Annotated in this window: 15 protein-coding genes; all 15 read left to right on the top strand. The window is 44.5% G+C overall.

Annotation, left to right across the window (positions count from 1 at the left end; genetic code table 11):
* The first annotated feature begins 10 nt into the window (after positions 1-10).
* Positions 11-1,621 carry a RagB/SusD family nutrient uptake outer membrane protein gene (locus ACGHVY_RS16035; protein ID WP_390599863.1) on the top strand — a complete coding sequence of 537 codons (1,611 nt, stop codon included), beginning with the start codon at positions 11-13 and terminating at the stop codon, positions 1,619-1,621.
* 39 nt (positions 1,622-1,660) lie between these two features.
* Positions 1,661-2,680: a hypothetical protein gene (locus ACGHVY_RS16040; RefSeq protein WP_390599865.1), complete on the top strand. Its 1,020-nt coding sequence runs from the start codon at positions 1,661-1,663 to the stop codon at positions 2,678-2,680.
* A 12-nt stretch (positions 2,681-2,692) separates the two neighbouring features.
* Entirely contained in the window at positions 2,693-6,109 is a 3,417-nt protein-coding gene (locus ACGHVY_RS16045) for a sugar phosphate isomerase/epimerase family protein (protein ID WP_390599867.1), read from the top strand.
* Positions 6,110-6,165: 56 nt separating this feature from the next.
* The gene (locus ACGHVY_RS16050; protein ID WP_390599868.1) at positions 6,166-8,763 is read left to right on the top strand and encodes a glycoside hydrolase family 2 TIM barrel-domain containing protein; all 2,598 of its coding nucleotides are present in this window, start codon (positions 6,166-6,168) and stop codon (positions 8,761-8,763) included.
* A gap of 33 nt (positions 8,764-8,796) precedes the next feature.
* Entirely contained in the window at positions 8,797-11,136 is a 2,340-nt protein-coding gene (locus ACGHVY_RS16055) for a glycosyl hydrolase family 95 catalytic domain-containing protein (protein WP_390599870.1), read from the top strand.
* A 754-nt stretch (positions 11,137-11,890) separates the two neighbouring features.
* On the top strand, positions 11,891-12,166 hold the full coding sequence (locus ACGHVY_RS16060) for a hypothetical protein (RefSeq protein WP_390600994.1): 276 nt from the start codon (positions 11,891-11,893) through the stop codon (positions 12,164-12,166).
* A complete protein-coding gene (locus tag ACGHVY_RS16065; protein ID WP_390599872.1) occupies positions 12,103-12,861 on the top strand; it encodes a transposase in 759 nt (252 codons plus the stop codon). Before ACGHVY_RS16060 ends, ACGHVY_RS16065 begins: the two co-directional genes overlap by 64 nt.
* Positions 12,862-12,864: 3 nt before the next feature.
* Positions 12,865-13,557 (top strand): transposase, encoded by a 693-nt coding sequence (locus ACGHVY_RS16070; protein ID WP_390599873.1) that lies wholly within the window; start codon positions 12,865-12,867, stop codon positions 13,555-13,557.
* A 192-nt stretch (positions 13,558-13,749) separates the two neighbouring features.
* Positions 13,750-15,399 carry a DUF6377 domain-containing protein gene (locus ACGHVY_RS16075; RefSeq protein WP_390599875.1) on the top strand — a complete coding sequence of 550 codons (1,650 nt, stop codon included), beginning with the start codon at positions 13,750-13,752 and terminating at the stop codon, positions 15,397-15,399.
* A 220-nt stretch (positions 15,400-15,619) separates the two neighbouring features.
* Positions 15,620-16,798 carry a glycerophosphodiester phosphodiesterase family protein gene (locus ACGHVY_RS16080; protein ID WP_390599877.1) on the top strand — a complete coding sequence of 393 codons (1,179 nt, stop codon included), beginning with the start codon at positions 15,620-15,622 and terminating at the stop codon, positions 16,796-16,798.
* A 31-nt stretch (positions 16,799-16,829) separates the two neighbouring features.
* Positions 16,830-19,826: a SusC/RagA family TonB-linked outer membrane protein gene (locus ACGHVY_RS16085; RefSeq protein WP_390599879.1), complete on the top strand. Its 2,997-nt coding sequence runs from the start codon at positions 16,830-16,832 to the stop codon at positions 19,824-19,826.
* Positions 19,827-19,839: 13 nt separating this feature from the next.
* Positions 19,840-21,615 (top strand): RagB/SusD family nutrient uptake outer membrane protein, encoded by a 1,776-nt coding sequence (locus tag ACGHVY_RS16090; RefSeq protein ID WP_308744110.1) that lies wholly within the window; start codon positions 19,840-19,842, stop codon positions 21,613-21,615.
* 56 nt (positions 21,616-21,671) lie between these two features.
* Complete coding sequence (locus tag ACGHVY_RS16095) at positions 21,672-23,123, top strand: right-handed parallel beta-helix repeat-containing protein (protein WP_390599882.1); 1,452 nt, start codon at positions 21,672-21,674, stop codon at positions 23,121-23,123.
* 19 nt (positions 23,124-23,142) lie between these two features.
* Positions 23,143-24,042: a fimbrillin family protein gene (locus tag ACGHVY_RS16100; protein ID WP_390599884.1), complete on the top strand. Its 900-nt coding sequence runs from the start codon at positions 23,143-23,145 to the stop codon at positions 24,040-24,042.
* Positions 24,043-24,060: 18 nt separating this feature from the next.
* Positions 24,061-26,211 (top strand): fimbrillin family protein, encoded by a 2,151-nt coding sequence (locus ACGHVY_RS16105; protein ID WP_390599886.1) that lies wholly within the window; start codon positions 24,061-24,063, stop codon positions 26,209-26,211.
* The last annotated feature ends 7 nt before the right edge of the window (positions 26,212-26,218 follow it).

Below are 26,218 nucleotides of genomic sequence, written 5' to 3' on the forward strand. Positions count from 1 at the left end.
CTGAAACAGTATGAAAAAAATATATGTATTGCTTTTGTCCGCCTTTTCATTTATTATGTTGAGCGGGTGTAATGATTGGATTGAACTGGAACCGAAGGATACGGTGGCTAATGAGAATTTCTTTAAAACGAAAGATGATTTTGACCAGGCTGTGACCGGTTTGTATTCCATGCTTCGTCCGTTGGATGATGAAGCCAAAGACGGAGCGTATTTTGGAAATCTATATTGGGAAGTTTGTGCAGACGTATGCATGTATAAGAATAGTTGGACGCAGCCCTGGTTTGATATATCACGGGGGGAATTGAAATCCGTGACCGACTATGTCGCATCTTTATATCAGAAGGTGTATGCGGCTGTTTCCTGGTCGAATACGATTATTGAACAGATAGAGGCCAAGCAATCGGAGTTTCCCGAGGAATTTGTGAATTATGTAAAAGGACAGGCGCATTTCGTGAGGGCTATATGTTATATACGTCTGACAAGTCTTTGGGGGCCGGTGCCAATGATCGACCGTCTTTATCTTCCTTCCGAATCAAAGTTGCCGAGAAGCTCGGTCGATGATATAACGAACCAGTTGATTATCCCGGATCTTAAAATAGCTGTTAGCTGCCTGGAGATGACTCCTTATAATAACAAATGGGGACTTGCCACCAAACAAGCGGCTATGGGGATGAAAGTACGCGCTTATTTGTATAATAAGGATTATGAAAATACGGTGGAAGCCGCAAAAGAATTGATGGAACTCGATAAAACCTTAGAAAATTCCATGTTCCTGGACGATTATAAAAGCATATTCGCCAACTCGAATGAGAATAACCCTGAAATATTGTTCAGCCTGAAATATGTAGCTAACGGAACCAAGCAGGGAAGTACATTCAATACTCCTTTCGGAAGCAAAATCCCCGGGTTGCCGACAGGAAGCATGAACGGTTCATGGGCAACCGTATCTATCTTGCCGGAGTTTATTGACTCTTATCCTTTGACTGACGGCAAGACGGTAGCTGAAGGATCTAAGGTATATGATTCTCAGAATAAGTGGGCCAACCGTGGTCCCCGGTTTGAAAGTACGTTTTATATTGGTGGTTATTCCGTTGTGAACGGTATACCTTTCACTTCTGAACATGTGTGCGGCATTGATGCGCAGTGTGCGATAGATTATCCGTTAAATATCAACAAAGGATATATGAATGAAGATAAAAAGACAGAATGGTTGCAAGAAGACGAATCCGATTTCATTATTCTGCGCTATACCGACGTGCTGTTGATGTATGCCGAAGCGAAAACGATGCTTGGGGATATAGACCAGTCTGTATTTGATATATTGGACGCGGTGAGAGACCGTGCCGGAATAGCACACGTGGCTCATACAACAGATCCGGCAACAATGATGAAAATCATTCAGGATGAACGGAAATGGGAGTTTGCTTTTGAAGGGTTGAGATACTTTGACATTCGTCGCTGGGGGATAGCTGCCGATGTGATTAATTCGATCACTTCCGACGAACTGTATAATTTTGGTTCGCACAAAGTCTTTGTTGCACCTGCCAATTATCTATGGCCCTTGCCGCAGGAAGCTACTGATGCTAATCCTAATCTGCTTCCTAATAATGAAGGATATTAATTTGAAACAAGAAGTAAACCAGTAAATAGTAAGTAAATAATGAAACATATTATACATATCATAGTTTTGGCTGTTATTACAGTTGTATACATAAGCTGTGAAAAGGAAGATTATGCTCTTCAGCGTTTGAATGCCCCTGCACAATTGACTGCCAGTCGCGGTGATACCTCGGTTTTCCTGAAATGGACCAAAGTGGAAGATGCTGCTTTTTATACATTGGTCAGAGGATTGAAAGTGATTGCAGATAGTTTGACGGTTGAATCTTATGAAGACAATTCTGCTCCTGATACATTGACTGAATATCGCATTTATGCTGTGGACAGTCAAGGATGGCGTTCAGCTACTTATGCAGTAGATTCGGGCTATTTGGGAATCCCTGACGGCATTGAACCTCGTGTTCCTGCCAAGTTACAAGCATCCGATACTAATATTGAAGGCTGTTTGTTATCCTGGACTGCAGGGCGTTTTGCCACTTCGTATAAAGTATATAAAAATGGCGCGTTTTATAAAGAGGTGACAAACAAGGAGTTTCTGGATTATACAGCTTCGGTGACGGGTGCTGAATATACTGTATATTCGGTCAACCGCAATGGTATGTCGAAAGGTATTTCCGTGACTGGCAAAAAGGCTTATCAGTGTCTCGACGATTATGAAACGTATGAGACAGGGAAGGTGATTGAGCCTTGGACGTTTATTCAAGACCGCATCGGATATTATACAGAGGGGAATCCGGTTGTAACCGACGAAAAAACTTTCGAGGGAACTAAATCATTAAGCATCAAACAGGGAAAAATAGAATTGATGTTCGACTGGGGTGGAGTGTGGAATGACGGTTACTATATCATAAGTTTCATGACTTATAAGGCATCCGGCCCATTTAAACTTTATTCGGATTTTGGCATTGATGATACGGTTCAGGGTACGGGCGAATGGGTACAATATAACTATCGGACCGGTCTGCTGAAAGCCGGAGATAAATTCAAGATGGTGATAGATTCAAGAGAGGATGACGGTATTCTCTATGTAGATAATTTGTCGATAGAATACGTAAAAGAATAAGACGATACAGACATGAGAATATTATATCGTTATTTCTTATTTATAGTTTTCCTTCTATCCTGTGTTCCGGATACTGGTGCATCGGGACAGCTCTTTACCATACATCCGGTCATCTACCCTTATCCGGTTGAGCCGATGGAATACCCTGAATATTCCAGGCGTCCTTATCCGGCTCTTTCCTGGAGTGATTTTGGTCATCGGACTCAATTTGTAGCCGGGAGGAATGTTCCGTTAAACGAAGCTGAACTGGCTGATATTCCGGGGTTGGTATATCGTCCTGGTGCTTCATTCCTAAAGAATCAGGAGTTTACGGGAAGGCTGCAATATATAGGAAAGCATGGTATGTATCTTCATAACATAGGTGGGTATGGACCGGGAAGTCCCTTCCATGGAAGTTTTGGTGAATATATCTTGCCGGAGTGGCAAAAGGAGCAAATCAAGAAGTATTTGGGACATCGGTTTACCGGATTTGATATAGGAGAGCAGGATGGCCGGTTTAACTTTACCTATAAACAGATAATGGAACCATACATTCCGGATCGCAGAAGGCAGTATCTTGCTTCCCAGCCTTATTTTGACCGTGTCGCTGCCGATTTGGGAAACTGGTGCAGTTCATTGAGTGTCCTGTGGTATTGGCATTACATTCTGAAAGAAGGATATACGATTCTTGCAGGAGCGGAAACACAGAATAAGATAACCAACGGACAGGTGCAATATATGCATTTGCGTGGAGCGGGAAAGCAGTACGGTATCTTGTGGTTCGGTGATGTATCGGTGTTTGATACATGGGGATATAAGAATTATTCCCGGGACGAGAAATACGAGCGTGTGAATAAAGGAGGAAGTTTATCGTTGTTTAAACGTTCTTATTATACACAATATATGTATAATGCAACAATACTCAGTATGGAGTCGGGATGGTGCGAAGGTAATTTTGCCAATAACAAGGGAGAACTGACTCCTATTGGCAAGATGCATACCGATTGTGCGAACTTTGTAGAGAAGTATGGGCAGCCGGGCTGTATGGTTACACAAATCGCTTTACTCAATGATTTCTATTCAGGTTGGATGCCGGCAGACCATATCGCAGGCCGGTTTCAGGTTTGGAACGGGATGGATTATGGCGCAGGTGATTTTCTGACAGATGCGATGATAAGTCTATTTTTCCCGAACTATGAACGGAGTGGCTTTTTTCATGATGAAACGGGAGCGATGTGTGCGACTCCTTATGGGGAGAATGCCGATGTTTTACACAGTGATGCACGTGTGGAAGTGATGAGGCAGTACCCTGTCATGGTGGCTGCCGGAAACCTTTTCAGTGGTGGAACGGAGTTGGCGGATAAAGTGAAAGAGTATGTTCACGAGGGCGGTACTTTTATAGTTACGGCAGAAAATGCCGCACGTATTTGGCCGGAATGGGGAATCGGTAAAAGTAGAACCGTTTCGGCCGGTGGAATAGTCAGGATAGGAGAGAATGAACTTGTAGAACGGGGGAACTTTGAGCTTTATAGTGCCTCTTTGCCCGATGGAGCTCATGTCTTGGCGACGGTTGGCGGAGAGCCGGTAGCCGTTGATATTCTTGTGGGCAAGGGGCAAATTGTACTTTCGCTTACAGCTTATGGCCTGAATGCTGCTCCCTTGGAATACAATAGGCCACCTACATGGATGCAAGGTGGTTTCAATACTTTTCTAGGCAGGCCATATGTTTTACTGAATCACTTCCGGACGATAGTAGATGCAGTATTTAGATCTGTACAATTATTTGAAGTGGGCGAGGGGCTTGGAGTGATAGTGAATTATTTGAAAAAAGGTAAATATCGGCTGGCAATTTATAACAATACGCTGGAGAGCCTGCCTTTTGCAATACGTTCGAAGATTGGAAGGATAAAATCAATAGATGAACTTTCGACAGGAGACAAACAGTTTCAGGCTCAGGGATATTGGCCGAATGGAAAACGGGGTGATATAGATGGAAAAGATAATGATTCGTATATTTTTGGAGGGGATATACGTTTGTTTGATGTATCTGTTGATGAAGAGGGGGTAGAATTAGCAGAAAAAATACAGCAGACGCCCCCTGTGAATCATCGGTTGTTGGTATTTGGCGATATCTTGTTCACCAAAGAAACAATCAGATATATGCCTACCTTTTTCGATTATTTTAGCGGAATATCCGTTGAGGGCGATAAGCTGCTGCAGGCAGACAGCTACGCTTTAAAGGAACAGAACAAGTGGTTCTGCTTGCAGAAATTACAGATTACTGCGGATTTGCGGAAAGGATTTGTTTCAGGGCGCTGGACGTTCGACAGTAGTCTGCCGCAGTATAAGCAAACCTTGATTGAGCTGAAGGAGATAGCGGATAAACTCTCGCTCCTTTATGGAGAAGATGTACTGTTTATACCGGCAATGCCGATAGGTTTTTCCATTCCCTCTGAATTGGCAGATTTAAATTTTCAAATAGTGAAAAGTTCAGGACAAGGTATGCTCAAGGTGGCTGGCGACGGTTATGAATTGCTTGATACACCGAGTCTGGATTGGGAAACAGTTTATGGACTTCTGAAAAATAAGTTACCTGACGCACAGAATATATCCGGTGGACAGCAATCGTCGCAACGGTATGTATTGCCCGATAATAGAAATCATATTCTGGCGTTGGACAGATATTCCAAAGGGATTCTTAAAGATATAGACGGAATTGATTGCTTTTATGACGCATTCGGCGGAGTCTGTGTGAGCGCGGAATACTTGGCAAACTATTCATTAGACGCACTTCGTGAAGAGAAGAAGTTACTTGATGAGCGTGGTATATCTATGGTGGTCAGTTTCATAGAGGAGATAAACCATTTCCCGGGCTTGACTTTATGTGATGCCGTTCCCGAATATTATGAGAAAAGCATGGATTATTATAAGAGGATACTGGATAAAATGGGGGAATTACAAATAGGTGTGGCATTATTTACGACGCATGGAACGGTTGAAAGTGACAAGTATCCTGCACAAAAGGTATATGACGGGATGAAAAAGACTTTTCGTTATTTGTCGGAATATGGTGAGAAGAGGGGAGTTCGGTTGCTGCTGACTAACACGCGGTTCAGGATTGCGGATACAGTGGATAAACAAATAAAAATGATACGGGAGATAGGAGAGCGAAATATCGGGATAGCTTTGAATCTCAACCATCTTTCAGAAAGTGAGTCCGCCTTGTATGTACGGAAATTCCGTAAGCAGTTGAGAGAACGATTGGGCACAGTGATTTTGGGAGGTTCTGTTTCCAATAAACATTCGGAATATTTACCTGTCTCGAACAGTGACAAGTCGGTTCGGGTAGCGAATGATTTGGAGGGGGTATTGTTAATTGATAAGGTTTATCCCGTTGATAGTGAGCGTGTGTATCAGGACTGCCAATATATGGGTTGGATAAAGGAATGAGATGACATCTGTATTTATAATAGGATTTGGATAAAATATTATAATAGGAATTGGATATGAAACAAGAGAGATTAATTCTTCTTTTTTTACTGTGTTTATTATGTGGTACCCTGTGTGCTGATGTTCAGGCAGACGAACTATGCCGGCAGAGTATCAATTTCAACCGGAATTGGAAGTATATGCGAGGTGATTATACAGGTGCCGAACGGACGGACTATGATGATAGTAACTGGGAGACAGTTGGAATACCTCATTCCTTTAGTATTCCTTATTTTATGTCGAAAGACTTTTATACAGGCTATGGCTGGTATAGGAAGTCTTTTGAATTAACTGCGAAAGATTTGAAACAACAGCTTTTCGTGGAGTTTGACGGAGTATTTCAGGAAGCGGAAGTTTTTGTGAACGGGAAAAAGGCAGGTGCACATACGGGTGGTTATACAGGTTTCTATTTTGACATATCTTCAGCAGCCCATGTGGGAAATAATGTGATTGCCGTACGCGTAAATAATATTTGGAAAGCGAATGTGGCACCCAGGGCAGGTGAACATGTGTTTAGTGGAGGTATATACCGTAATGTCCGGCTGGTGAGAAAGTCGCCTGTATATATTGACTGGTACGGTACATTTGTGACGACGCCGGATTTGGCGGCGAATCAAGGTAAATCCTCGGTGGTCAGGGTTTGTACGGATGTCTGTAACAAAACGGATAAAATGGTGGTATTCAAACTTTTGACGGAAGTAAAAGATGCCGAGGGCCAAACACTTGTTTCTGTGGAGAATGAGGAGAAAGTGGAAGCTGATTCAACGAAGAAGCTTGAACAAACCACTGAATCGATAAATCATCTTACTTTATGGCATCCTCGTCATCCTTATCTGTATAGAGTAGTCAGTTCAGTCTTTCAGGGGCAGACATTGATAGACCGGGTAGAAACTCCTTTCGGGTTCCGTTGGTTTGAGTGGACTGCCGACAAAGGCTTCTTCCTGAACGGAGAACACTTGTTTTTTAGAGGAGTAAATGTACATCAGGATCAGGCTGGTTGGGGAGATGCCGTGACGGAAGCAGCCATGCGGCGGGATATTCTGTTGATGAAAGAGGCTGGCTTTGATCTCATCCGTGGTTCGCATTATCCTCATGCACCTGCTTTTTCGCAAGCCTGTGATGAGGAAGGTATGTTATTTTGGTCGGAAGCGCCTTTCTGGGGGATTGGAGGTTTCAGACCGGATGGTTACTGGGACTCAAGTGCTTATCCGGTGGACAGGAAAGATGAACAAGCATTTGAGGCAAGTGCTTTGCAGCAGTTGGAGGAGATGATACGTATTCATCGTAATCATCCTTCTATTGTGGCGTGGAGCATGTGCAACGAAGCCTTTTTTTCTGCACCGGAGGCGATGAAAGGGGTACGTCGCCTGTTAAAGAGAATGGTTGATTTGACTCATCAGCTCGATCCGTCACGTCCCGCAGCCATTGGGGGCGCGCAACGCCCGTTGGGAGATGAGAGAATAGATAAGATAGGTGATATCGGAGGGTACAACGGGGATGGAGCAACGCAGCCGGATTTTCAAAATCCGGGCATTCCAAATGTAGTGTCCGAATATGGCAGTGTAACTGCCGAACGTCCGGGGGAATATAGTCCTGGATGGGGCGATCTGCAAATGAACGATGGATGGAAAGGAACTCCGTGGCGCAGCGGGCAAGCGATATGGTGTGGCTTTGATCATGGAAGCATTGCCGGCAGCCAATTGGGAAAGATGGGGATTGTAGACTATTTCCGTATTCCCAAACGCTCCTGGTATTGGTATCGGAACGAATATGCCCGGGTGACACCACCGGAATGGGCGGGAGAAGGTACTCCTGCACAACTGCGATTAGAGGCATCTCGCACTAATGATGTCCTTACTGACGGTACGGATGATGTGCAATTAATGGTTACGGTTCTGAATGCAACGGGAAATCCTGTTAGTAATTCCCCTGCGGTAGAACTGAGACTTGTTTCCGGTCCGGGAGAATTTCCAACGGGAAATATGATTCGTTTCGAACCGGACAGTGATATCCGTATCATGGACGGGAAAGCGGCTATTGCTTTTCGTTCCTATTATGCGGGAACTTCTGTGCTCGAAGCCACTTCTCCGGGACTGAAGCCGGCACGCATAGAGATTGTTTTTCAAGGAAATGAAGATTATAAGAAAGGGCTGACTCCTGAAGTGGGAGAACGTTCTTATGTACGGTTTGTAAGGGAGAAGAAAGAGAAAGCGGTACAGGAGTTCGGTCGGAACAATCCTACTTTTGCCAGTAGTCATCACGAAAATCAAGTAGCGGGATTTGCGGCAGACGGCAATTTGCAGACCTATTGGCAGGCATCCAAAGATGATCTCGCTCCTTTTTGGATATTGGATACGGAGAAAGAACTTGAATTGAAGAATATTCAGGTTCAATTTCCGAAAGAAAGCATATATCGTTATGTTCTTGAAGTGTCGGGAGATAAAACATATTGGACAGTCGTATCAGACAAGCAGGCTAATAGGAGAAAAGAACCGCATATTACTGTGGACTTCCCAGATACCGGGGTTCATGCACGCTTTGTACGTATTCGGTTTGTAGAGAAGTCACCGGCAGTTATTGCGGAGGTTACAGTAAGGGGGATTGTGTGCGAATAAAATAAAGTTGTTGTAGTAATCGTTATGTAGCTTATGTTACTGAATAGAAATTTTATCAAGAGTATTTGTGTGTTTCTGCTTTTTGCCGGACCAGTTGCGGGCGTTGAACAAAAGGCAGAAACTGTTCCCATGCGACTATGGTATGACCGTCCCGCAACAAACTGGATGACCTCTGCCTTGCCTATTGGTAATGGAGAATTGGGAGCTTTGTTCTTTGGAGGTGTAGAGTGCGAACAGATACTCTTTAACGAAAAGACCTTGTGGACAGGGAGCACTACCACTCGTGGGGCTTATCAGAAATTTGGTGATGTATGGATTCATTTTGACGGACAGGAAGATGTCCGGGATTATCGTCGTGAACTTTCTTTGGATGAGGCTATAGGCAAAGTGAGTTATACGTCGGCCGGAACGCATTATTTACGGGAGTATTTTGCCAGTCGCCCCGATGAGGTAATTGTGATTATGCTTAGTACACCGGAAGCCGGGAAGAAACTTAATTTTTCCGTCAGCCTTGCCGACGGACGTCCGGACACCCGGCAAGAAGTCACCAAAGATGGTATCCTGTTCCGTAGAAAACTGGATTTATTATCTTATGAAGCTCAATTGAAGGTCATTAATGAAGGTGGCACTTTGGTGGCAGATAGCAATAAACTACGTGTGAATGGAGCCAATTCCGTCCTTATCCTATTGACGGCAGCGACCAATTATGATTTATCTTCTGTTACCTATGTGGGAGAAACTTCCGGACAATTGCATAAGCGTCTGACAGACCGGCTCGTACGGGCATCTGCAAAAGGTTATAAGCAACTGAAATCCGCTCACCTGAATGATTATAAATCTCTTTTCAACCGCGTCCGGTTTGATTTGAAGACAGCGGCAAAGACAGGGGTAAAGACAGGAATGCAGACTGAAATGAAAACTGGAATACCCTCTGTTCCCACAAATGAACTGGTACGCCTGCATAAAGAAGAACTTTATTTGGATATGTTGTATTTTCAATATGGACGATACCTGATGATCGCTTCGTCTCGTGGAATGAATTTGCCGAATAATCTGCAAGGGATATGGAATGGAGATAATGCTCCGCCTTGGGAATGTGATATTCATAGTAACATCAATATACAAATGAATTATTGGCCTGCTGAGGTCTGTAATCTTTCCGAATGTCACGAACCTTTCATCCGGTATATTGCCACTGAAGCTCTTCGCCCGGGTGGTAGCTGGCAACAATTGGCACGAAGTGAAGGACTCAGAGGATGGACTGTAAACACGCAAAGCAATATATTCGGTTACATGGATTGGAATATCAACCGTCCTGCGAATGCGTGGTACTGCATGCATCTGTGGAAGCATTATGCTTATACACAAGATATCAACTATCTGCGTTCTGTGGCCTATCCGGTCATGCGTAGTACCTGTGAATATTGGTTTGACAGGCTTCAATTAACGGCTGACAGCATACTGATTGCTCCGGCAGAGTGGTCGCCTGAACATGGGCCTTGGGAAGATGGCGTGGCATATGCACAACAATTGGTTTGGCAACTTTTCAGTGAAACCATGCAGGCTGTACGTGTCCTGCAAGGGGCAGGTATTCCGATGGATGAAGATTTTGTAGGGAAGCTGTCGGAGAAGTTGAAACGCTTGGACAATGGTGTCACACTAGGTGTCTGGGGACAAATACGTGAATGGCGGGAAGATAGTCAGAAACTTGATACCATAGGAAATCCCCACCGGCATCTCTCTCAATTGATAGCTCTCTATCCGGGTAATCAGATATCTTACTATAAAGATGCAAAATATGCAGATGCGGCAAAAAGAACGTTAGAGTCACGTGGAGACTTGGGAACGGGGTGGAGCCGTGCCTGGAAAATCGCTACCTGGGCACGCTTGCAGGATGGCGAACATGCTTACCGTTTGCTGAAATCTGCTCTTGACTTTTCTACACTTACAGTTATTAGTATGGATAGCGATCAGGGGGGAGTTTATGAAAATCTTTTTGATTCGCATCCGCCTTTCCAAATTGACGGTAATTTCGGAGCTACGGCAGGCATTGCTGAAATGCTGCTACAGAGTCATCAGGGATTTATCCATTTGTTGCCTGCTTTACCTGCTGTTTGGGCGAATGGCAGTGTGACGGGATTACGTGCGGAGGGAGACTTCACCTTTGCAATGGAATGGAATGTTGGTCGGCTTACACAATGTGCCGTTACTTCCGGTCATGGTGGAGAATGTCGAATATATTGCCCTGCTGTCCGATGGTTGAAGGTCGAAAATAGCAAGGGAGAAGAAGTTACGGTTTCTTCTGTTGATAAAGATTTAATCTCCTTTTTTACTGTAAAAGGTGAGACTTATAGTTTTTCCATATTGAAATAAGAGTCTCTGCTACTCAAAAGAGTTTCACCATGCTTTGAAACAAAGTGTTTCCCCACCTGAAACTAAAAGTCTCAGGTGGGGGAAAGGAATTAGCTCTTTTTAGAACGGATTTGAGCAAAATAATCTTTCATATAAAATAAAAAGTGCGTAACATCTGCCACCTGCAACAAAATCGAGATAATATATTAATTAATAGATGGTTACAGCGTTGCAGATGCTGTTGCAGATGGTTGCAGATACCCAGGTATCTGCAACACTATAAACGAGCCGTATCGGTCATCCCGTCAGTGTCTACTTAAGAAATAACAGTTCCCTACGTTGGAACTCCCGTTCCCAGGCTGGAAACTCTCGTTTCCAAGCATAGAAACGAGAGTTTCTGCGTATAGATACTGGAGTTTCCACGTATGGATACTGGAGTTTCCATGTATAGAAACGGAGGCTAATGTTTAGCTATATGATGTGTTGCCTTGCTCTTAAAATACAGCTTTCTATCGGCATACAAAGTGTTGCAGATAGCCAGGTATCTGCAACCATCTGCAACAGCATCTGCAACGCTGTAACCATCTATTAATTAATATATTATCTCAATTTTGTTGCAGATGGCAGATGTTTTTCACTTTTTCAGGTTCTTCGTCAAATTTGGTGGTAATCTCTTTTTTATTTCAACGGTCTTCTTCTTTCTTAATCCTATAAAAAGTTGTAGATATGTTTGCTTTTTAGTAACTTTAAAGACACCACATCATTAAAAGTTACCATGCAACAAGCCATATCTACAACGTACAAATATACATCAAAAAAAGAAAATACTCCTACAAATAGGGGATTATTCCATGATTTCAGCTTCAGTCTTGGCTACGATAATCTGCAACAAGATGGTATCTCTGAAGCAGTTGGCTCATTGAGGGTCTTTTACATACGGCTGGCAAGGGGGCTTCCTGTCCTTATTGCGGACATTTCAGTCACCGGTTGCACAGTTACTACTCCCGTCATATTCAGGATCTTGAAGTTTACGGTCATAGTTTGGAGTTAGTCATAAAGGTTGGCAAATATTATTGTGACAATATTTCTTGTCCGCAAAAAATATTCTGCGAACCGTTGTCTTTTCTGGCTCGTCGGTATGGTAGATGGAGCTATCTTGTTGAGGAACGCATCAGATCGATAAGCTTGGAACTTACTTCTCGAAAGGCCTCTTCTCTTTTGCAACTGTTCCATATAACGGCCAGTAGCTCTTCCTGCTTACGCATCCTACAACAGTACGGGCAACATAATCCTATGCATAATAAAAGTATTTATGTAGGTATTGATGATTTTGCCTATAAAAAAGGTAAGGATTATATGAGTGTGGTCGTAGACCAGATGACACACATGCCTATTGCTTTGTTAGAGGATAGAAGCGGAGAAGCGCTTGATAACTGGCTCACCCGGAATCCTCAGATACAATATATAACGAGAGACCGTGGAAGATGTTTCACAGAGGCTATAAACAGAATAATCCCTGGTGTTACACAAATCTGCGACCGGTTCCATCTAACCAAGAATATGACGGACACGATGATACCGGAAATAGAGAAAATGATTCGTCAGACCAAGCAAAAGCTCAAGTACGAATATCCTGACAGAGACACGGCTTCTTCGTTAATTCTTCAGGACATATTTAACATGGGAGATGTCCGACACAGAGAAAAATTGAAGATATACAGGGAAAGCCTGAACTTAAAAATGTAGGGGATGACCATTGAGCAGACAGCCACACATTTGGGCAAGAAAAGTCGCTACATTTATAAACTCATTCACAACAGGAGAATAGGGGCATACTTGAATGAGCAACAGAAGACAGCTCTTAAATATGTATCCGAACTGGCTACAATCATTAGTGCGGGCTGTATTACCCGAAAAATATTGGCACAAAAAATGGGGAGTAAAATCAGTGGCGCACTTATTGGAAGGATAACATCCAGCTTGCGAAAAATGTATCAACAAAAGAGGAAGGAAGTCAAAGAGCATAATGAGAGCATTGAAAACGGAAGTAAAACACAGAGAGTTTCACAGAATCAGATACGCAAATACATTCTAAAGGGAAAATCGGATAATCCTAAACTAGCGGAACTGTATAAATCCTCACCACAGATTAAAGAACTCTTAAGCGTGTGTCAGAATTTCAGAGATATGATTAATGGGAATACTTATGATAAGGATATTAGAAAGTGGATTGAAAAAGCGAAGGCAACACGGAATATGGCACTGACGAACTTTGCATATGGTATTGAAAAAGACTGGGAGGCAGTACAGGCAGCTATTGATATCCCCTTCAGTAACGGATTATTGGAGGGGACAGTGAATAAAATTAAAGCAGTAAAAAGACAGATGTACAATAGGGCAGGAAGTAAACTACTGAGAGCCAAGATTCTTTATTCACAATAGAAGAAGTACCACCAAATTTGACGAAGAACCCTTTTTCATTTTATAAGAAGAGATGTTTTGTTCATTTTCGCAGGTTATGAGCTATTTCTTTCCCTTAATTTATGTACTTTTTATAGTTGAAATACGAAGATTTTCTCTACATTTGTCCGGTTAATCTCTATTATCCTATACTTACTAAAGCCTGTCCGCCCGATGAAAAAGAACTGTCTACTCTATTTCCTGCTTTTCTTTTCCTGCCATCCAGTCTTTGCTGGTGAGAGCCTGGATTCTCTGTTGAATGTACTTGATAAAACCATTAAGGAAGCCGATATTTATGTACAGATTAAGGAGAACAGGCTTCGTGAGCTAAAGAGAGAAGCTGGAAAGACACCACCTGTTTCCATCGAACGATATAATCTGAATAATAGGATTTATTCCGAATACAAGGCGTATAGTTCTGATTCCGCACTTCACTATCTGAATGAAAACAGATTACTGGCACGGCAGTTGAACGATGGGGAACGTGAACTTAAAATTCAGTTGGAACTGTCCTATCTGTTATCATCCATCGGAATGTATATGGAAGCGGCGGACATACTTAACTCAATAGACCGTCCGTCACTTCCCCAGTCGCTTTTGGGATATTACTATACATGTTATGAACACGTATATGCCGAAGCAGGAGCGGCGCAGCCGCGATACCGGATGTTTTCATCGCATTATTTCAAGTTGAGCCGTGCTTATCGGGATTCCATGCTGGTAGTTTTGGAACCCGCTTCGGATACCTACCTGTGGTTGCGCGAAACTCAACTGAAAGAAGCAGGGAAGTATAATGAAGCCCTTGAATTCAGTGACCGACGGCTTTCGGAATCTTCGTTCGGCACACCCCAATATGCATTGGTGGCGTATCAGCGTTTCCGTCTTTTCGAGAGTATGGGAAAGAAAGACGAGCATTTATATTACTTGGTTCTTTCAGCTATTTCGGACGTACGTTCCGCTATCAAGGAACAATCTTCTTTGATGGTATTGGCACAGGAGTTGCACGAAAAAGGAGATTTGAAACGTGCGTATGCATATATCAACTTCTCCTGGGAAATATCGCAATTCTATAAAACGCGGTTGCGTAGTTGGATGAATATTACTCCGCTTTCCATGATAAACGGGAATTATCAGGATATCATCAGGAAACAAAACAAGGAACTGCTGATTTATATCGTATGTGTAGCCCTGCTTGCACTATTGCTGGTGATAGCGTTAATCTACATTTATCGGCAGATGAAAGCCCTTTCCGTTGCCAAGAAAGGGTTACAGGAGGTGAACGAACGACTCTTCTCACTGAATGAAGAATTGGAAGAAGTCAACCGGCATCTTCGTTCCACAAATTTAGACCTTTCCGAATCTAATCTTATCAAAGAAGCCTATATTGCCCGTTTCTTCAAACTATGTTCCGTTTATGTAGACCGTCTGCAGGCATACAGAAAGCTGGTAAATAAGAAGTTGCAGCGGGGACAAGTAGCCGAACTGTTGAAAATGACACATCTCAGCAATGATATTGTGACCGTTGAGGTGCAGGAACTATATGCGAACTTCGATTCCGCTTTCCTACACCTTTTCCCGAACTTTGTGGAATCCCTTAATAAATTATTGCTGCCCGAAGAACAAATTGTCTTGAAGCCGGACGAATTGCTCAATACGGAATTGCGGATTTTTGCTTTGATACGCCTCGGCATCAAGGACAGTTCGCAGATTGCGGAGCTTCTGCATTATTCGGTGAATACTATCTATAATTATCGTTCGAGAGTGAAGACCAAAGCACGTGTTTCACGCGAAGATTTTGAAGATTTGGTAGCTAAAATCCGGTAAATAGGTCTGTATCAAATCTACCTTTTGATGCGGGCATGATATGTGTTAATATGTTGTTTGTCAATATGTTGGTGCTTTGCGAATGTTGTGAATGTCCACTTATATCTTATTGGCTATTTTTTATCGTGTCATTTCCATCTATTTTTGTCATAACCGAGCGGAAGTAATACATTCTTCCGCCCCGGGAACTTCTTTTTTATTAACCTTTATAAAAACACACATGAAAAATGATTTATTGCATTTTTCCATACCGGAAAAAGGAAGAAGAACGAAACGTCAGTCTGTGAGTTGGTTATGGTGTTGGGTTATTCTATGTATATGTGGAATAGTTTGCATCGCTTGCTCTGATGATGATTCCGTGAAAAAGAACCCTTACCTGCAAACAAGTACCCGCGCCATGCTGAAAGAGGTGGTAGAGGTCAAGTTTATCAACATTGATGGAAGTACCGATATTACTGTCGATTTTGGTGATGGAACGGTGAAGAATGGTAAAGCTGCCGAAGCTGTCACTCATGCCTATACTCAAAGCGGTGACTATATTTTGCACGTCACGGCAGGTCAGTATGAGGTGCAGAAAAGAATCCGCATTTACAATCTGTTGGCGTTGACGGAAGCGATGAAGCAATTCAGGGAGTCGTCTAACAAGAAAGTATGGGTGATGACACACCGTGCACATACCACGGACAGGACTGTCCCCGAGAACTCGGTGTCTTCCGTAGAAGATGCCATTGATTCGGGAGCCGAAGTGATAGAGTGCGATACACACGTCACAAGTGACGGAGTAGTAGTGGTATGCCACGACCAGACAATCAATGCCACTACTAACGGCACAGGTGACATCACTAAAATGACCTATGCGGAACTGCAACAGTATAATTTGAAAGACCGGAACGGCCGGGTGACCGATGAAAAGATGCCCACCCTTGAAGAATTCCTGAAAGCGGGACGTGGCAGAATCTATTTCAATCTTGACTATTCCCCGCGTACGGCTTCCTCGCAGCAGGTAGTAGACATCGTGATGAAACTTGACATGATGGAGTCTGTATTCTTTTATTGCAACAGTGTGCAGAAAGCGGAAGAAGTGCTGGGCATCACCTCCAAAGCCCATGTTTACACATGGACGGGAAACCACAAGCCGATGATAGGATTGCCGGGCAATTATTTTGTGCAATACAGCTACCTGACAAATGGAAAAAGCACTCCTTTGGGAAGTTCTATCAATGATGGTATGTTGGCTACGGTGAATATGCTTCCCGCAAGTGGCAGCAGTGTTTCCGAATGGACGCTGAACGAGGACTATCTGGACGAACTGCTGCAAATCTACCCCATGGTATGCATGATACAGACCGATGTGCCGGACTTGTTGATTCCCGCATTGCAAGCGAGAGGACTACGTTAACTTTATCATCTAATATAAAAATCATCTATTTATGAGAAATATTCATTGCAAGACGTGTACCTGTCTGTTGGCTGTATTGCTGATGCTGTTTTCCGGCATTCAGGCAAGGGGAACTTCTTTGGAAGTACAGCAGGAACGTAAAATATCCGGTACGGTAATCGATGAGAAGGGCGAACCTGTCATCGGTGCTTCGGTGGTGGTTGTAGAGACAAAGCAAGGTGCCATTACAAATATAGACGGTAAATTTCAGGTAAATGCTCCGCAAAACGGTCGCCTGAAAGTATCTTATATCGGCTATGAAACACAGGAAATAGCTATCAAAGACCGCCAGTCTTTGCGAATCGTACTGAAAGAAGAATCGACTGCCCTGAATGAAGTGGTGGTAGTAGGTTACGGCACGATGAAAAGGAAAGAAATGACTTCGGCTATCTCCCATGTCGGCGCGAAAGACCTGAATCAGATTTCCAGTCTCGATGCTTCCATGCTTTTGCAGGGAAAGGTATCCAGTGTGTCGGTCTCGAATACGGCTTTGGCCGACCCGAACAGTACGGGAAGTATTCAGATTCGTGGTATTTCTTCCCGTAATGCAGGCTTGGGACCGTTGATAGTCGTTGACGGAGTGCCGGGTGGTGATATGACAAATATCAATCCTGCCGATATTGAATCTATCGATGTATTGAAAGACGGTGCAGCTTCCGCCATCTACGGTACACGGGGCAGCAACGGTGTTATTCTGGTGAATCTGAAAAAAGGGACGAGAGACGGAGAGGTGCATACTACTTATAGCGCTGCTGTTACTTTCAATAAGGCAAAGAAAGAACTGGATATAATGAACGCGGAAGAATATCGCGCTTACCGTACGGTATCCAATCCGCTTTCAGATATGGGAGCTACCACAGACTGGTTCGATGCCGTTACCCGCCTGGGGGTAACGCACATGCATACATTGACCTTCTCCGGTGGTAATGCGAGAACCAATTACCGCGTGACTGCCGACTACCGCAAAGCACAAGGTATCGACCTGCGTTCCGACCGTCGCGAATACGGTGCGCGTGCCACTATCAGCCATACTACTAAAGACGGCTTATTTACATTCTCCGCCAATATGACTCCACGCGTAATTGACCGGAACAAATCGGCAAGCGTTTACGGCAGTGTTATCAAGAATAACCCGACCATGCCTGTTTATGATTCCGAATCTGCCAATGGCTACTATCGTTTCCCTTCCGGCGGGGATAGTTCCAATATCGTCGAGCAACTGAATGAGGAGGAGAACGGAACGGAAATCAAGCTGTTGGAGTGGAACGCTACGGCTGCCGTCAACCTGCTTCCCCTGTTCAATCCGAAGAACCCGAATATGGTGCTGAAATCACAAGTGACAGTTTCCCAATATCAGGTAGATAAGTTCAATGGATGGTTCACTCCGTCCACCTATGGCCCTAATGTCAATTCAAGCGTTGCCGGGAAAGCGAGCCGCGATTTTGACAAGAGTACCAGTAACAATCTGGAATGGGTGACCAACTTCTCCACACGCATCAAGGAACATCAGATTCGTGCGATGGTAGGTTACAGCTATAATTATGGCGTAAGTTCGGGAATGGGAGCGGAAAACTGGGATTTCTCTTCTGACGGCTTGATGTACAACAATCTCGGCTCCGGTCTGGAAGCGGCGAAAGAAGGAAAGACAATGATGAGTTCTTACAAGAATGACCATAAACTAATCAGCTTCTTCGGCCGTGTCAACTACGACTGGAAGGAACGCTATCTGTTCACTTTCTCTTTGCGCCACGAAGGTTCTTCCCGCTTCGGTGAGAATCACAAATGGGGTAATTTCCCTGCGGTATCCGTAGGCTGGCGTATCTCGGACGAGAAGTTTATGAAAGGACTTTCGTGGATTGACGACTTGAAGGTGCGTTATGACTACGGTGTCACCGGTAATCAGGAGATAGGAAACTACCAGTCTTTAGCTACATATAGAGCTTATGGCTGGTATCAGTATAACGGCAATAACTTCCATGTATGGGGGCCGAGCAAGAACGTCAACTCAGAACTTCGCTGGGAAAAGGGACACAATCAGAATATCGGTCTGGACTTTTCACTCTTCAAACACAAAGTGACCGGTTCATTTAACTATTTCCACCGTAAACAAAGCGATTTGCTCGGTAGTTACTCCGTATCCGTGCCACCCAACTTGTTCACCACTATATATGCCAATGTAGGTACGCTCCGCAATACAGGCTTCGAGCTCGATGTGACGGTGAATGCCGTGCGTACGAAGGACTTCACTTATAGTTTCACATTGGTGGGCGCTACCAATAATAATAAGTTTGTCAGTTTCTCTAACGATGTCTATAAGGGACAGAAATATTACTCGACCTGCAACATGGCGAATCCTAACAATCCGGGATACTTGCAACGGATTGAAGAAGGCGAACGCATTGGCAATTACTTCACCTACCGTTATGCAGGCGTAGACAAGAAAGGCGACTGGCTGATTTACGACAAGAAAGGCAATGTCATCCCGATAGCCCAGGGTTCGGAAGAAGACAAGGCAGTGACCGGCAACGGTCTGCCGAAATTCACCGGCTCCATGACGCATAATTTCACTTACAAGAACTTTGATTTGACCGTTGCCCTCCGTGGTGCTGCCGGATTCGATATCTTCAATGTACATGATTTCTACTTTGGACTGCAGAGCATGAGTACCAACCAGCTAACGACTGCTTATTCGAAGAACGCGCATATCACGACCGGCAAGAACGTGATAACCGACTATTTCATCGAACCGGGCGATTACCTGAAGATAGATAACATCACTTTGGGATATACGATGAACTTGAATAAGAAGTATATCGAGAAAATACGTTTGTTCGGTACAGCCAACAATCTCTATACGTTTACGAAATTCACGGGTGTAGACCCTTCCACTTACGAAGTCAATGGTCTGACACCGGGTACTTTCGGGGGAGGATACAACTATTATCCGTCTGCTTTCCAGTTTATTTTAGGTTTACAAGTTAGTTTTTAAAAAAGGAACGATTATGAAAATAACAAAATATATCATAGGATTAGGTCTGATGGCGGGCACGGTGCTGGGCTTGCCGTCCTGTACCGACCTGTCGGAAACGGTGTACGACCAGGTGATGTCTAAAAACTACTATAACACGAAGCAGGATGTCATCAATGCTGTTTTTCGTCCTTTTGAACATATGTACTGCTGTATCTGGATACGTCATGAGAACGAAGAACTGCCGGCCGACCAGTTTATTACTCCTACCCGTGGCACCTGGTGGTACGATGGCGGTCTGTGGGAAATGTACCACCGCCACCAATATGATGATATTAATCAGGGTGATTGGCTGAGTGAATGGGAGAACTTTTATGTAGGCATTGCCCAATGTAATATGGTACTGGATGATTTGAGCCAGTTGAATCCGTCTTCCTTTGGTTTGAGTGACAGTGAATTTGAGAGTTTCAAGGCACAGTTGCGCTGTATGCGTGCCTGGGGGTATCTTCGTCTGTTGAATACACATCGTAACTGCATCCTGACTACCACCTCAGACCAGGCGGTGAATGAGCAACCGGAAAACCGGAAGCAAGTTGCTCCACAGGTATTGTTCGATTTCATCGAAAGTGAATTGAAAGACTACTGTTTGACAGCCTTACCCTCAAAGAGCGGGCAATCCGGCAATGGTGCCCAACAGGGGCAATTTACGAAAGCTGCCGCTGCTTCTTTACTGGTACGTCTCTATCTCAATGCGGAAAAATGGATTGGCCAGCCCAAATGGCAGGAATGTATTGATATATGTAACCGCATCACGGGCGGAGAATTCGGTTATTACGCGATTGCCGACAATTGGTATGAGCCTTTCGACTGGAATAACGAGATGTGTAATGAAGTGATATTCGGTTTCCCCGGTTCTTACGGGCTGACTAGTTGGCATTTGCAAAATGACAGGAGAACGGTTTACGGACGTGGTTTGCCTTATGGCAGTGCCTATTACCTGAAAATAGAGGGAAATGGCGAACGGAACCCAAAATACGCGCTTTCACCGAGCTATGACAATCAGCAACCCCGCGAGCTGTTCGACTATGAACTGGGGATGGTTACCCGGAAGTTTGCCAAATATCCGGGAGATGTCCGTTATAAGCAATATGTAAATACGGGCAATAACACACGGGAAGGTATGTTCTTCCTCGAAGGTAAGATTGCGAACTCCGCTGTGAGTGGAGGATATGCCAAGAATCCGGATAATCAATATGTACTTTACCTGCGCGACCAAGTGGGACGTTTCGAGGGAAATGCCGAATCGGGTTATATCTCTAATCCGGCTTATAAGGAATCAAAGCTGGGGAACGGTGACTTCAACTCAGGTCTTTATTGTGTGAAATACCCGTTCTACCCGTTCACGGGAGGATATTATATTGAATCGGACTATACGGAGATACGTCTGGCGGAGATTATCTATTCGCAAGCGGAATGTCTTCTCCGTCTCGGACAGGCAGGCGAAGCGGGCAAGTTGCTGAACAGCGTGCGCAAGCGCAATTATGAGAACTTTACAGCCAATATCGCTTACCAGCCGGAAGGTAATGTGGTGCTTGATATGAAAGAAATGCTCGATGAATGGGGACGTGAATTCCTGGCGGAGAGCCGCCGGCGTACAGACTTGATTCGTTTTGGCAGGTATCAGGAAGCATGGTGGGATAAGTCACGGGATGCGGACAATCATTATGAACTGTTCCCCTTGTCGCAGACGCAACTGGAACAGAACGAATACCTGAAACAGAATCCGGGCTATCCTGATATTGCCCGATGAAATCGGTGATTTTTACGATTATTCTTATCTAATGTACAAGTTAAAAAAGAAATAAAATGAGAAATAGTTTATTCATAATATCGAAGCTGTGTATGCTGGTTTTCATTATCCTGTTGGCACAGGGATGCCAGGAAAACTATGAGATGATAGACCCGCCTATGATGACCGATTATGATGATGATTTGGACGAAGAGGTCATAATGCAGAAGGGACTGGAAAGTTATTTTGTAACCCAGTTCGGTGAGGGTGAGATGGATGGTAGTTCCTGGGAACAGGCGTTGGATGCGGCGGGTTTCCGTAAATTGTTGAGCGGGTCTGTCGACCTTTCCAAGAGTACAATTTATATGAGCCAGGGCAAATATGTGATGTCTGAAGAGAGCGGGCTTGGCGTGATTGTCCGCAAGAATGTGAAAGCGATTAAAGGCGGATATAGCCAGTTTAGTGAGGGAACGGACGTTTCGGCACGGAATATAGACACGTATGTAACGGTTATCAGTGGCGACGTGAACGGGAATAAGCAGGCGGATGCGGGAGACTGTGGCTTGCTGTTGGTTAAGAAAGGAATCATTGCTATTGAGGGGGTTACTTTTCAATACGGGTATGTGTCCGAAGCGGATGCCAGTACTACCGAATGTGGGAGCGGCATCTATGTGAGCGGCAGTACGGGGGATACTTCCGTTGAACTGACTAACTGTGTGATAAGGGATTGTAAATCGACAGTGACGACTTCTCTTAAACAAGGGGGAGCGGCTGTCTTCATCCTGTCGGGACAAGTCCGGCTGAATAATGTAAAGCTTCTGGATAATACGTCGGTAGGTCGTGGAGGAGCTGTACGTTGTAATAGTAAGACTGCTGTGGCATTAATGAATAACAGTTTGCTGAAAGGTAATTCCCATTCGGGTTCATGGGGCAATGGAATTCAGATGTCGGAAGGGCATATCTGCATGAACAATACTACGATTATAGAGAATGAAGGTACGGGTGCTGCCTTGAATGGTGGGGGAAGTTTCCTGCTTGTCAATAGTACGATTGTAGGAAATGCAAGTGATAGCCATGGGGCTGTCCGTTGCGAGACAGGAATTGGTGGGGATACGAAGTTTATCAATAACCTTTTGATTGCCGAAAACCCTTCGGCTCCGAGTTTCAATCTGAACGGAAGCAGCTTTGAAGCCTTCTCAAAAGGCTATAATGTTTATCAACGCGTCACAGGCATCACGATGAGTCCTCTTGATACGGCTTATCCCAATGCGGTGAACGGTACGCTGAATGAGGAAGGTGTTTATATATGGGATATCAACCAGCTTGGTTCGGTGAAAGGATATGCTACGAAGCAGGCGGTGATAGAAGTGGCAAAAAGTTTCAATCCGGTAGCTTCGCCCATTGTCAATCTGGGAGAAGTGTTTGTAGAGTGGGTTGGTGAGGATGCTTTCGGAGTAGACCAGCGTGGAGCGACCCGTAATGCCAACAAGATGCAGGCCGGTGCTTATGATGCCGTTTTGCCGAATTAAACTGTAAAAAGACTGTAACATGAAAAAGATATTTTATATACTAGCCTTGGGCATCGGGCTGACCGGATGCTCGAATAATGAGGATGAATTGCTGCCGACGGGTGGTTCTTCTGAAGCACGGATAATCAGTGTCATTACGGAAGTGAATGAGCCGCTGTCGCGTGCAGGGTATGACGCTACGAATCTGGAACGTTTCGGATTGATGATTCGCAACGCTGAGAATGCCGCTTACAACTATCACAAACAGATGGTCGGTTCCGGCAATGTGTGGAGCACATCGGACGGTCAGCAAATGCTGTGGGATGCGGAAAGAACGCCTGTTACGATGATTGCTTATGCACCTTATGTGAGTGAAGCTACTCCGGATGCTCTGTTGGCGGTTGATGCATTGACCAATCAGGCGACAGAAGCCAATGTGATGTCTTCCGATTTCCTGCTGATGAAAGCGATAGTTGATCCGGAAAAGGATTTGACTGCTGACGGAAAACTGAGAATCTCCCTGAACCATGCCATGAGCAAGCTGATTATAAAAATCACTGTGAATGGAACGGTCGATGCTGAGATGAATAAGTTAGGGGATATGTCTATCAACGGTGCTGTCGTAAACGGTATCTGCGATTTGTCGGCAGCGGATCCGGTGGTTGTTCCTGCGGCTGACGCGGCAGTAGCTACCGTGGCTCCCTATAAGGGAACGGATTATTGCGAATGTATCCTGCCGCCGCAAAAGATAGCGGAGGACTTCTCTATCAATTTCAGTTATGACGGAAAGCTCTATATATGGTCTGCCAAGGAAGCTATTGAACTGGAGAAAGGCGTGGAGCATACTTTGACTCTCAATGTAAATACAACTGCGCGGCTGGCTGCCATGCACATGCAAGCCAGGAGTTGGGCAACCGGTCAGCTTATCGACCGGAATTAAAGAAAGAGGAAATAAACGATGAAGAAGATAACAAAACTGATGATGGCTGCCTGCTTATTGACGGGCATGGCGGCTTGTGATACAGACAAGGATGTGGCGGTATACGGCAATGATTCCGGTGCTATTCAGATTGAGGCTGTTATAAATACTGCCTTCACCCGTAGTAATCCCGGTGCTACGGGAGAACAGCAGAAACAATTTAATGAGGGTGACGAAATTCAGTTGAGCTGTGAGGACGGCTATCTGAACTATGTGTTCTCCGGTGGCAAATGGTCACCGACCGATAATTACTATTTGCGATGGGGAACGGAACCTGTAACTTATTCCGCCTTTTATCCGGTAATTAATGGTGCTGGCATTGCTAACTTTATTCTTCCCACCAACCAGCAACGTCTGGAAAACCTGGCAAATGCCGATTATATGACTTGTACTGTGGAGAATGCTACGGATGACGGTTCCCGTATTCTCCGTCTGGGCATGAACCGGAAAATGGCGAAAGTCATAATGACGTTGGCGGATGTAGGCGGACAAGGTAAAGTGCAGGGAGTGAAAATAGGTTCTTATCAAGGATACACGAATGGGGAAGTGGTAGAGGCTACTTCTTTGGTATCGCCTTTCATTACCGTTCCCGAAGGTGGTAAGGCGGGGCAGAATGGTTGTAGCTATACTGCCATTGTGACTCCCGGAAAAGTTGGGGCAACTGCTACTTTTGTCTCTTTGAACTATTTGGGTGAGGATTTGGTAATGCTTGGTATCCCGGAGTTGCAACCCGGAAAATGCTATGAGTTCACTTTAAAAGTGGAAGGTTCGGTCATATCCGTCAGTGAACCGGTTGTTTCTCCATGGGATAGCGGTACTTTGCCGGGCGGAGATGCGGAAGAACTGCAACTGACTGCATACTATGTGAAAGAACAACCTGCCGGAAATGCCACCGGTATGGACTGGGATAATGCAATGGGCGTGGATGCATTGCGCAACTTGCTGCAAACGAGCAGTAACAGTACGGTTTCCAACGCCAATGCTGTCAAACTGGACGGCAAGAAGATTTATGTAGCTGCGGGCTCTTATGAAATAGCGAAAGAGAATTCCGGCGTAAAGGTAGAGTATAGCGGTTATAGCAAGCAGGTGGAAATAACGGTTGAAGGTGGATATGACCCTTCAAGTACGGGAACTGACCTGACTAAGCGTGATGTTAGCAAATATACGACTGTTTTTGTCAGAAATACAGGCAGCAATGCGTCCGCTACATCTGACGGAATGTTCTGTTTGGGAAATCAGATAAATATAACTTTCGAAGATTGTGTTTTCGACGGACAATATAAACAAAGCGATAAAGGAGACGTGAATGGATTCTATGTGGCGGCAGGTCAATCGGGCAATGCTGTTTTGCAGTTGAAGAACTGTGTTGTGAAGAACTTCAACCGTGAAGGTGCTTCGGATGCAGGCCCGGCTATTAAGCTAGCCAAAGGAAGTGTTTTCCTGGAACGAGTAGAACTTGTGAATAACAGGGGAGCCAATCGGGGGGGAGCCATTTTGACGAATAATGCTGCTTCTGTATTATTTATGAACAATTGCCTATTGCATGAGAATCATGCACCGGCAGCCTGGGGTACTGCTATACATGCCGGAAATGGATATGTTTGTATGAATAATACGACTGTACTTGGTACTACGGGCACAAGTAATAATAGTGTTACCGTCAACGGAGATGCTTACTTTATGCTTGCCAATACCACGATTGTAGGAAATTCGGGCAATCCCAACGGGGTATTCCGTGCAGGGGCCAGGGCTTCTCTTGTTGTCAACTCCCTGTTTGCTAAAGGAGCGGGAACCAGGACAATTTATGCAGGTAATATAACTTCCGGTGGATATAACGTATTCCAGGCGGCAGATGTCGGTTGGGGAGCTATCGGTACGGATACGGACTATTCTTCTCAAACGCTTCCTGCTGCTTCGCTAACTGACGGTGTTTACCAATGGACAATAACCAATGTTATTGATGAATTTGCAACGAAACAGGCTGTTATTGACGCAGTGAAGTCTTTCGATGCAACTGTGGGACAGCAATTCGTCGATTGGGTTGGTGAAGACGGTTTCGGAGTAGACCAGCGTGGAGCAACCCGTAATGTAAACAAGATGCAGCCCGGAGCTTATGATGCCGGATTGTAGTTGCAGT

The organism is Bacteroides sp. f07, assembly GCF_042854785.1.
In the GTDB taxonomy this organism is placed as follows: domain Bacteria; phylum Bacteroidota; class Bacteroidia; order Bacteroidales; family Bacteroidaceae; genus Bacteroides.

Bases quoted from the DNA above. Each gene is read 5' to 3' on its own strand.
- ACGHVY_RS16040 (WP_390599865.1), top strand. From the start codon at position 1,661: ATGAAACATATTATACATATCATAGTTTTGGCTGTTATTACAGTTGTA.
- ACGHVY_RS16095 (WP_390599882.1), top strand. From the start codon at position 21,672: ATGAGAAATAGTTTATTCATAATATCGAAGCTGTGTATGCTGGTTTTC.
- ACGHVY_RS16035 (WP_390599863.1), top strand. From the start codon at position 11: ATGAAAAAAATATATGTATTGCTTTTGTCCGCCTTTTCATTTATTATG.
- ACGHVY_RS16070 (WP_390599873.1), top strand. From the start codon at position 12,865: ATGACCATTGAGCAGACAGCCACACATTTGGGCAAGAAAAGTCGCTAC.
- ACGHVY_RS16050 (WP_390599868.1), top strand. From the start codon at position 6,166: ATGAAACAAGAGAGATTAATTCTTCTTTTTTTACTGTGTTTATTATGT.
- ACGHVY_RS16090 (WP_308744110.1), top strand. From the start codon at position 19,840: ATGAAAATAACAAAATATATCATAGGATTAGGTCTGATGGCGGGCACG.
- ACGHVY_RS16100 (WP_390599884.1), top strand. From the start codon at position 23,143: ATGAAAAAGATATTTTATATACTAGCCTTGGGCATCGGGCTGACCGGA.
- ACGHVY_RS16075 (WP_390599875.1), top strand. From the start codon at position 13,750: ATGAAAAAGAACTGTCTACTCTATTTCCTGCTTTTCTTTTCCTGCCAT.
- ACGHVY_RS16060 (WP_390600994.1), top strand. From the start codon at position 11,891: ATGCAACAAGCCATATCTACAACGTACAAATATACATCAAAAAAAGAA.
- ACGHVY_RS16080 (WP_390599877.1), top strand. From the start codon at position 15,620: ATGAAAAATGATTTATTGCATTTTTCCATACCGGAAAAAGGAAGAAGA.
- ACGHVY_RS16055 (WP_390599870.1), top strand. From the start codon at position 8,797: ATGTTACTGAATAGAAATTTTATCAAGAGTATTTGTGTGTTTCTGCTT.
- ACGHVY_RS16085 (WP_390599879.1), top strand. From the start codon at position 16,830: ATGAGAAATATTCATTGCAAGACGTGTACCTGTCTGTTGGCTGTATTG.
- ACGHVY_RS16045 (WP_390599867.1), top strand. From the start codon at position 2,693: ATGAGAATATTATATCGTTATTTCTTATTTATAGTTTTCCTTCTATCC.
- ACGHVY_RS16105 (WP_390599886.1), top strand. From the start codon at position 24,061: ATGAAGAAGATAACAAAACTGATGATGGCTGCCTGCTTATTGACGGGC.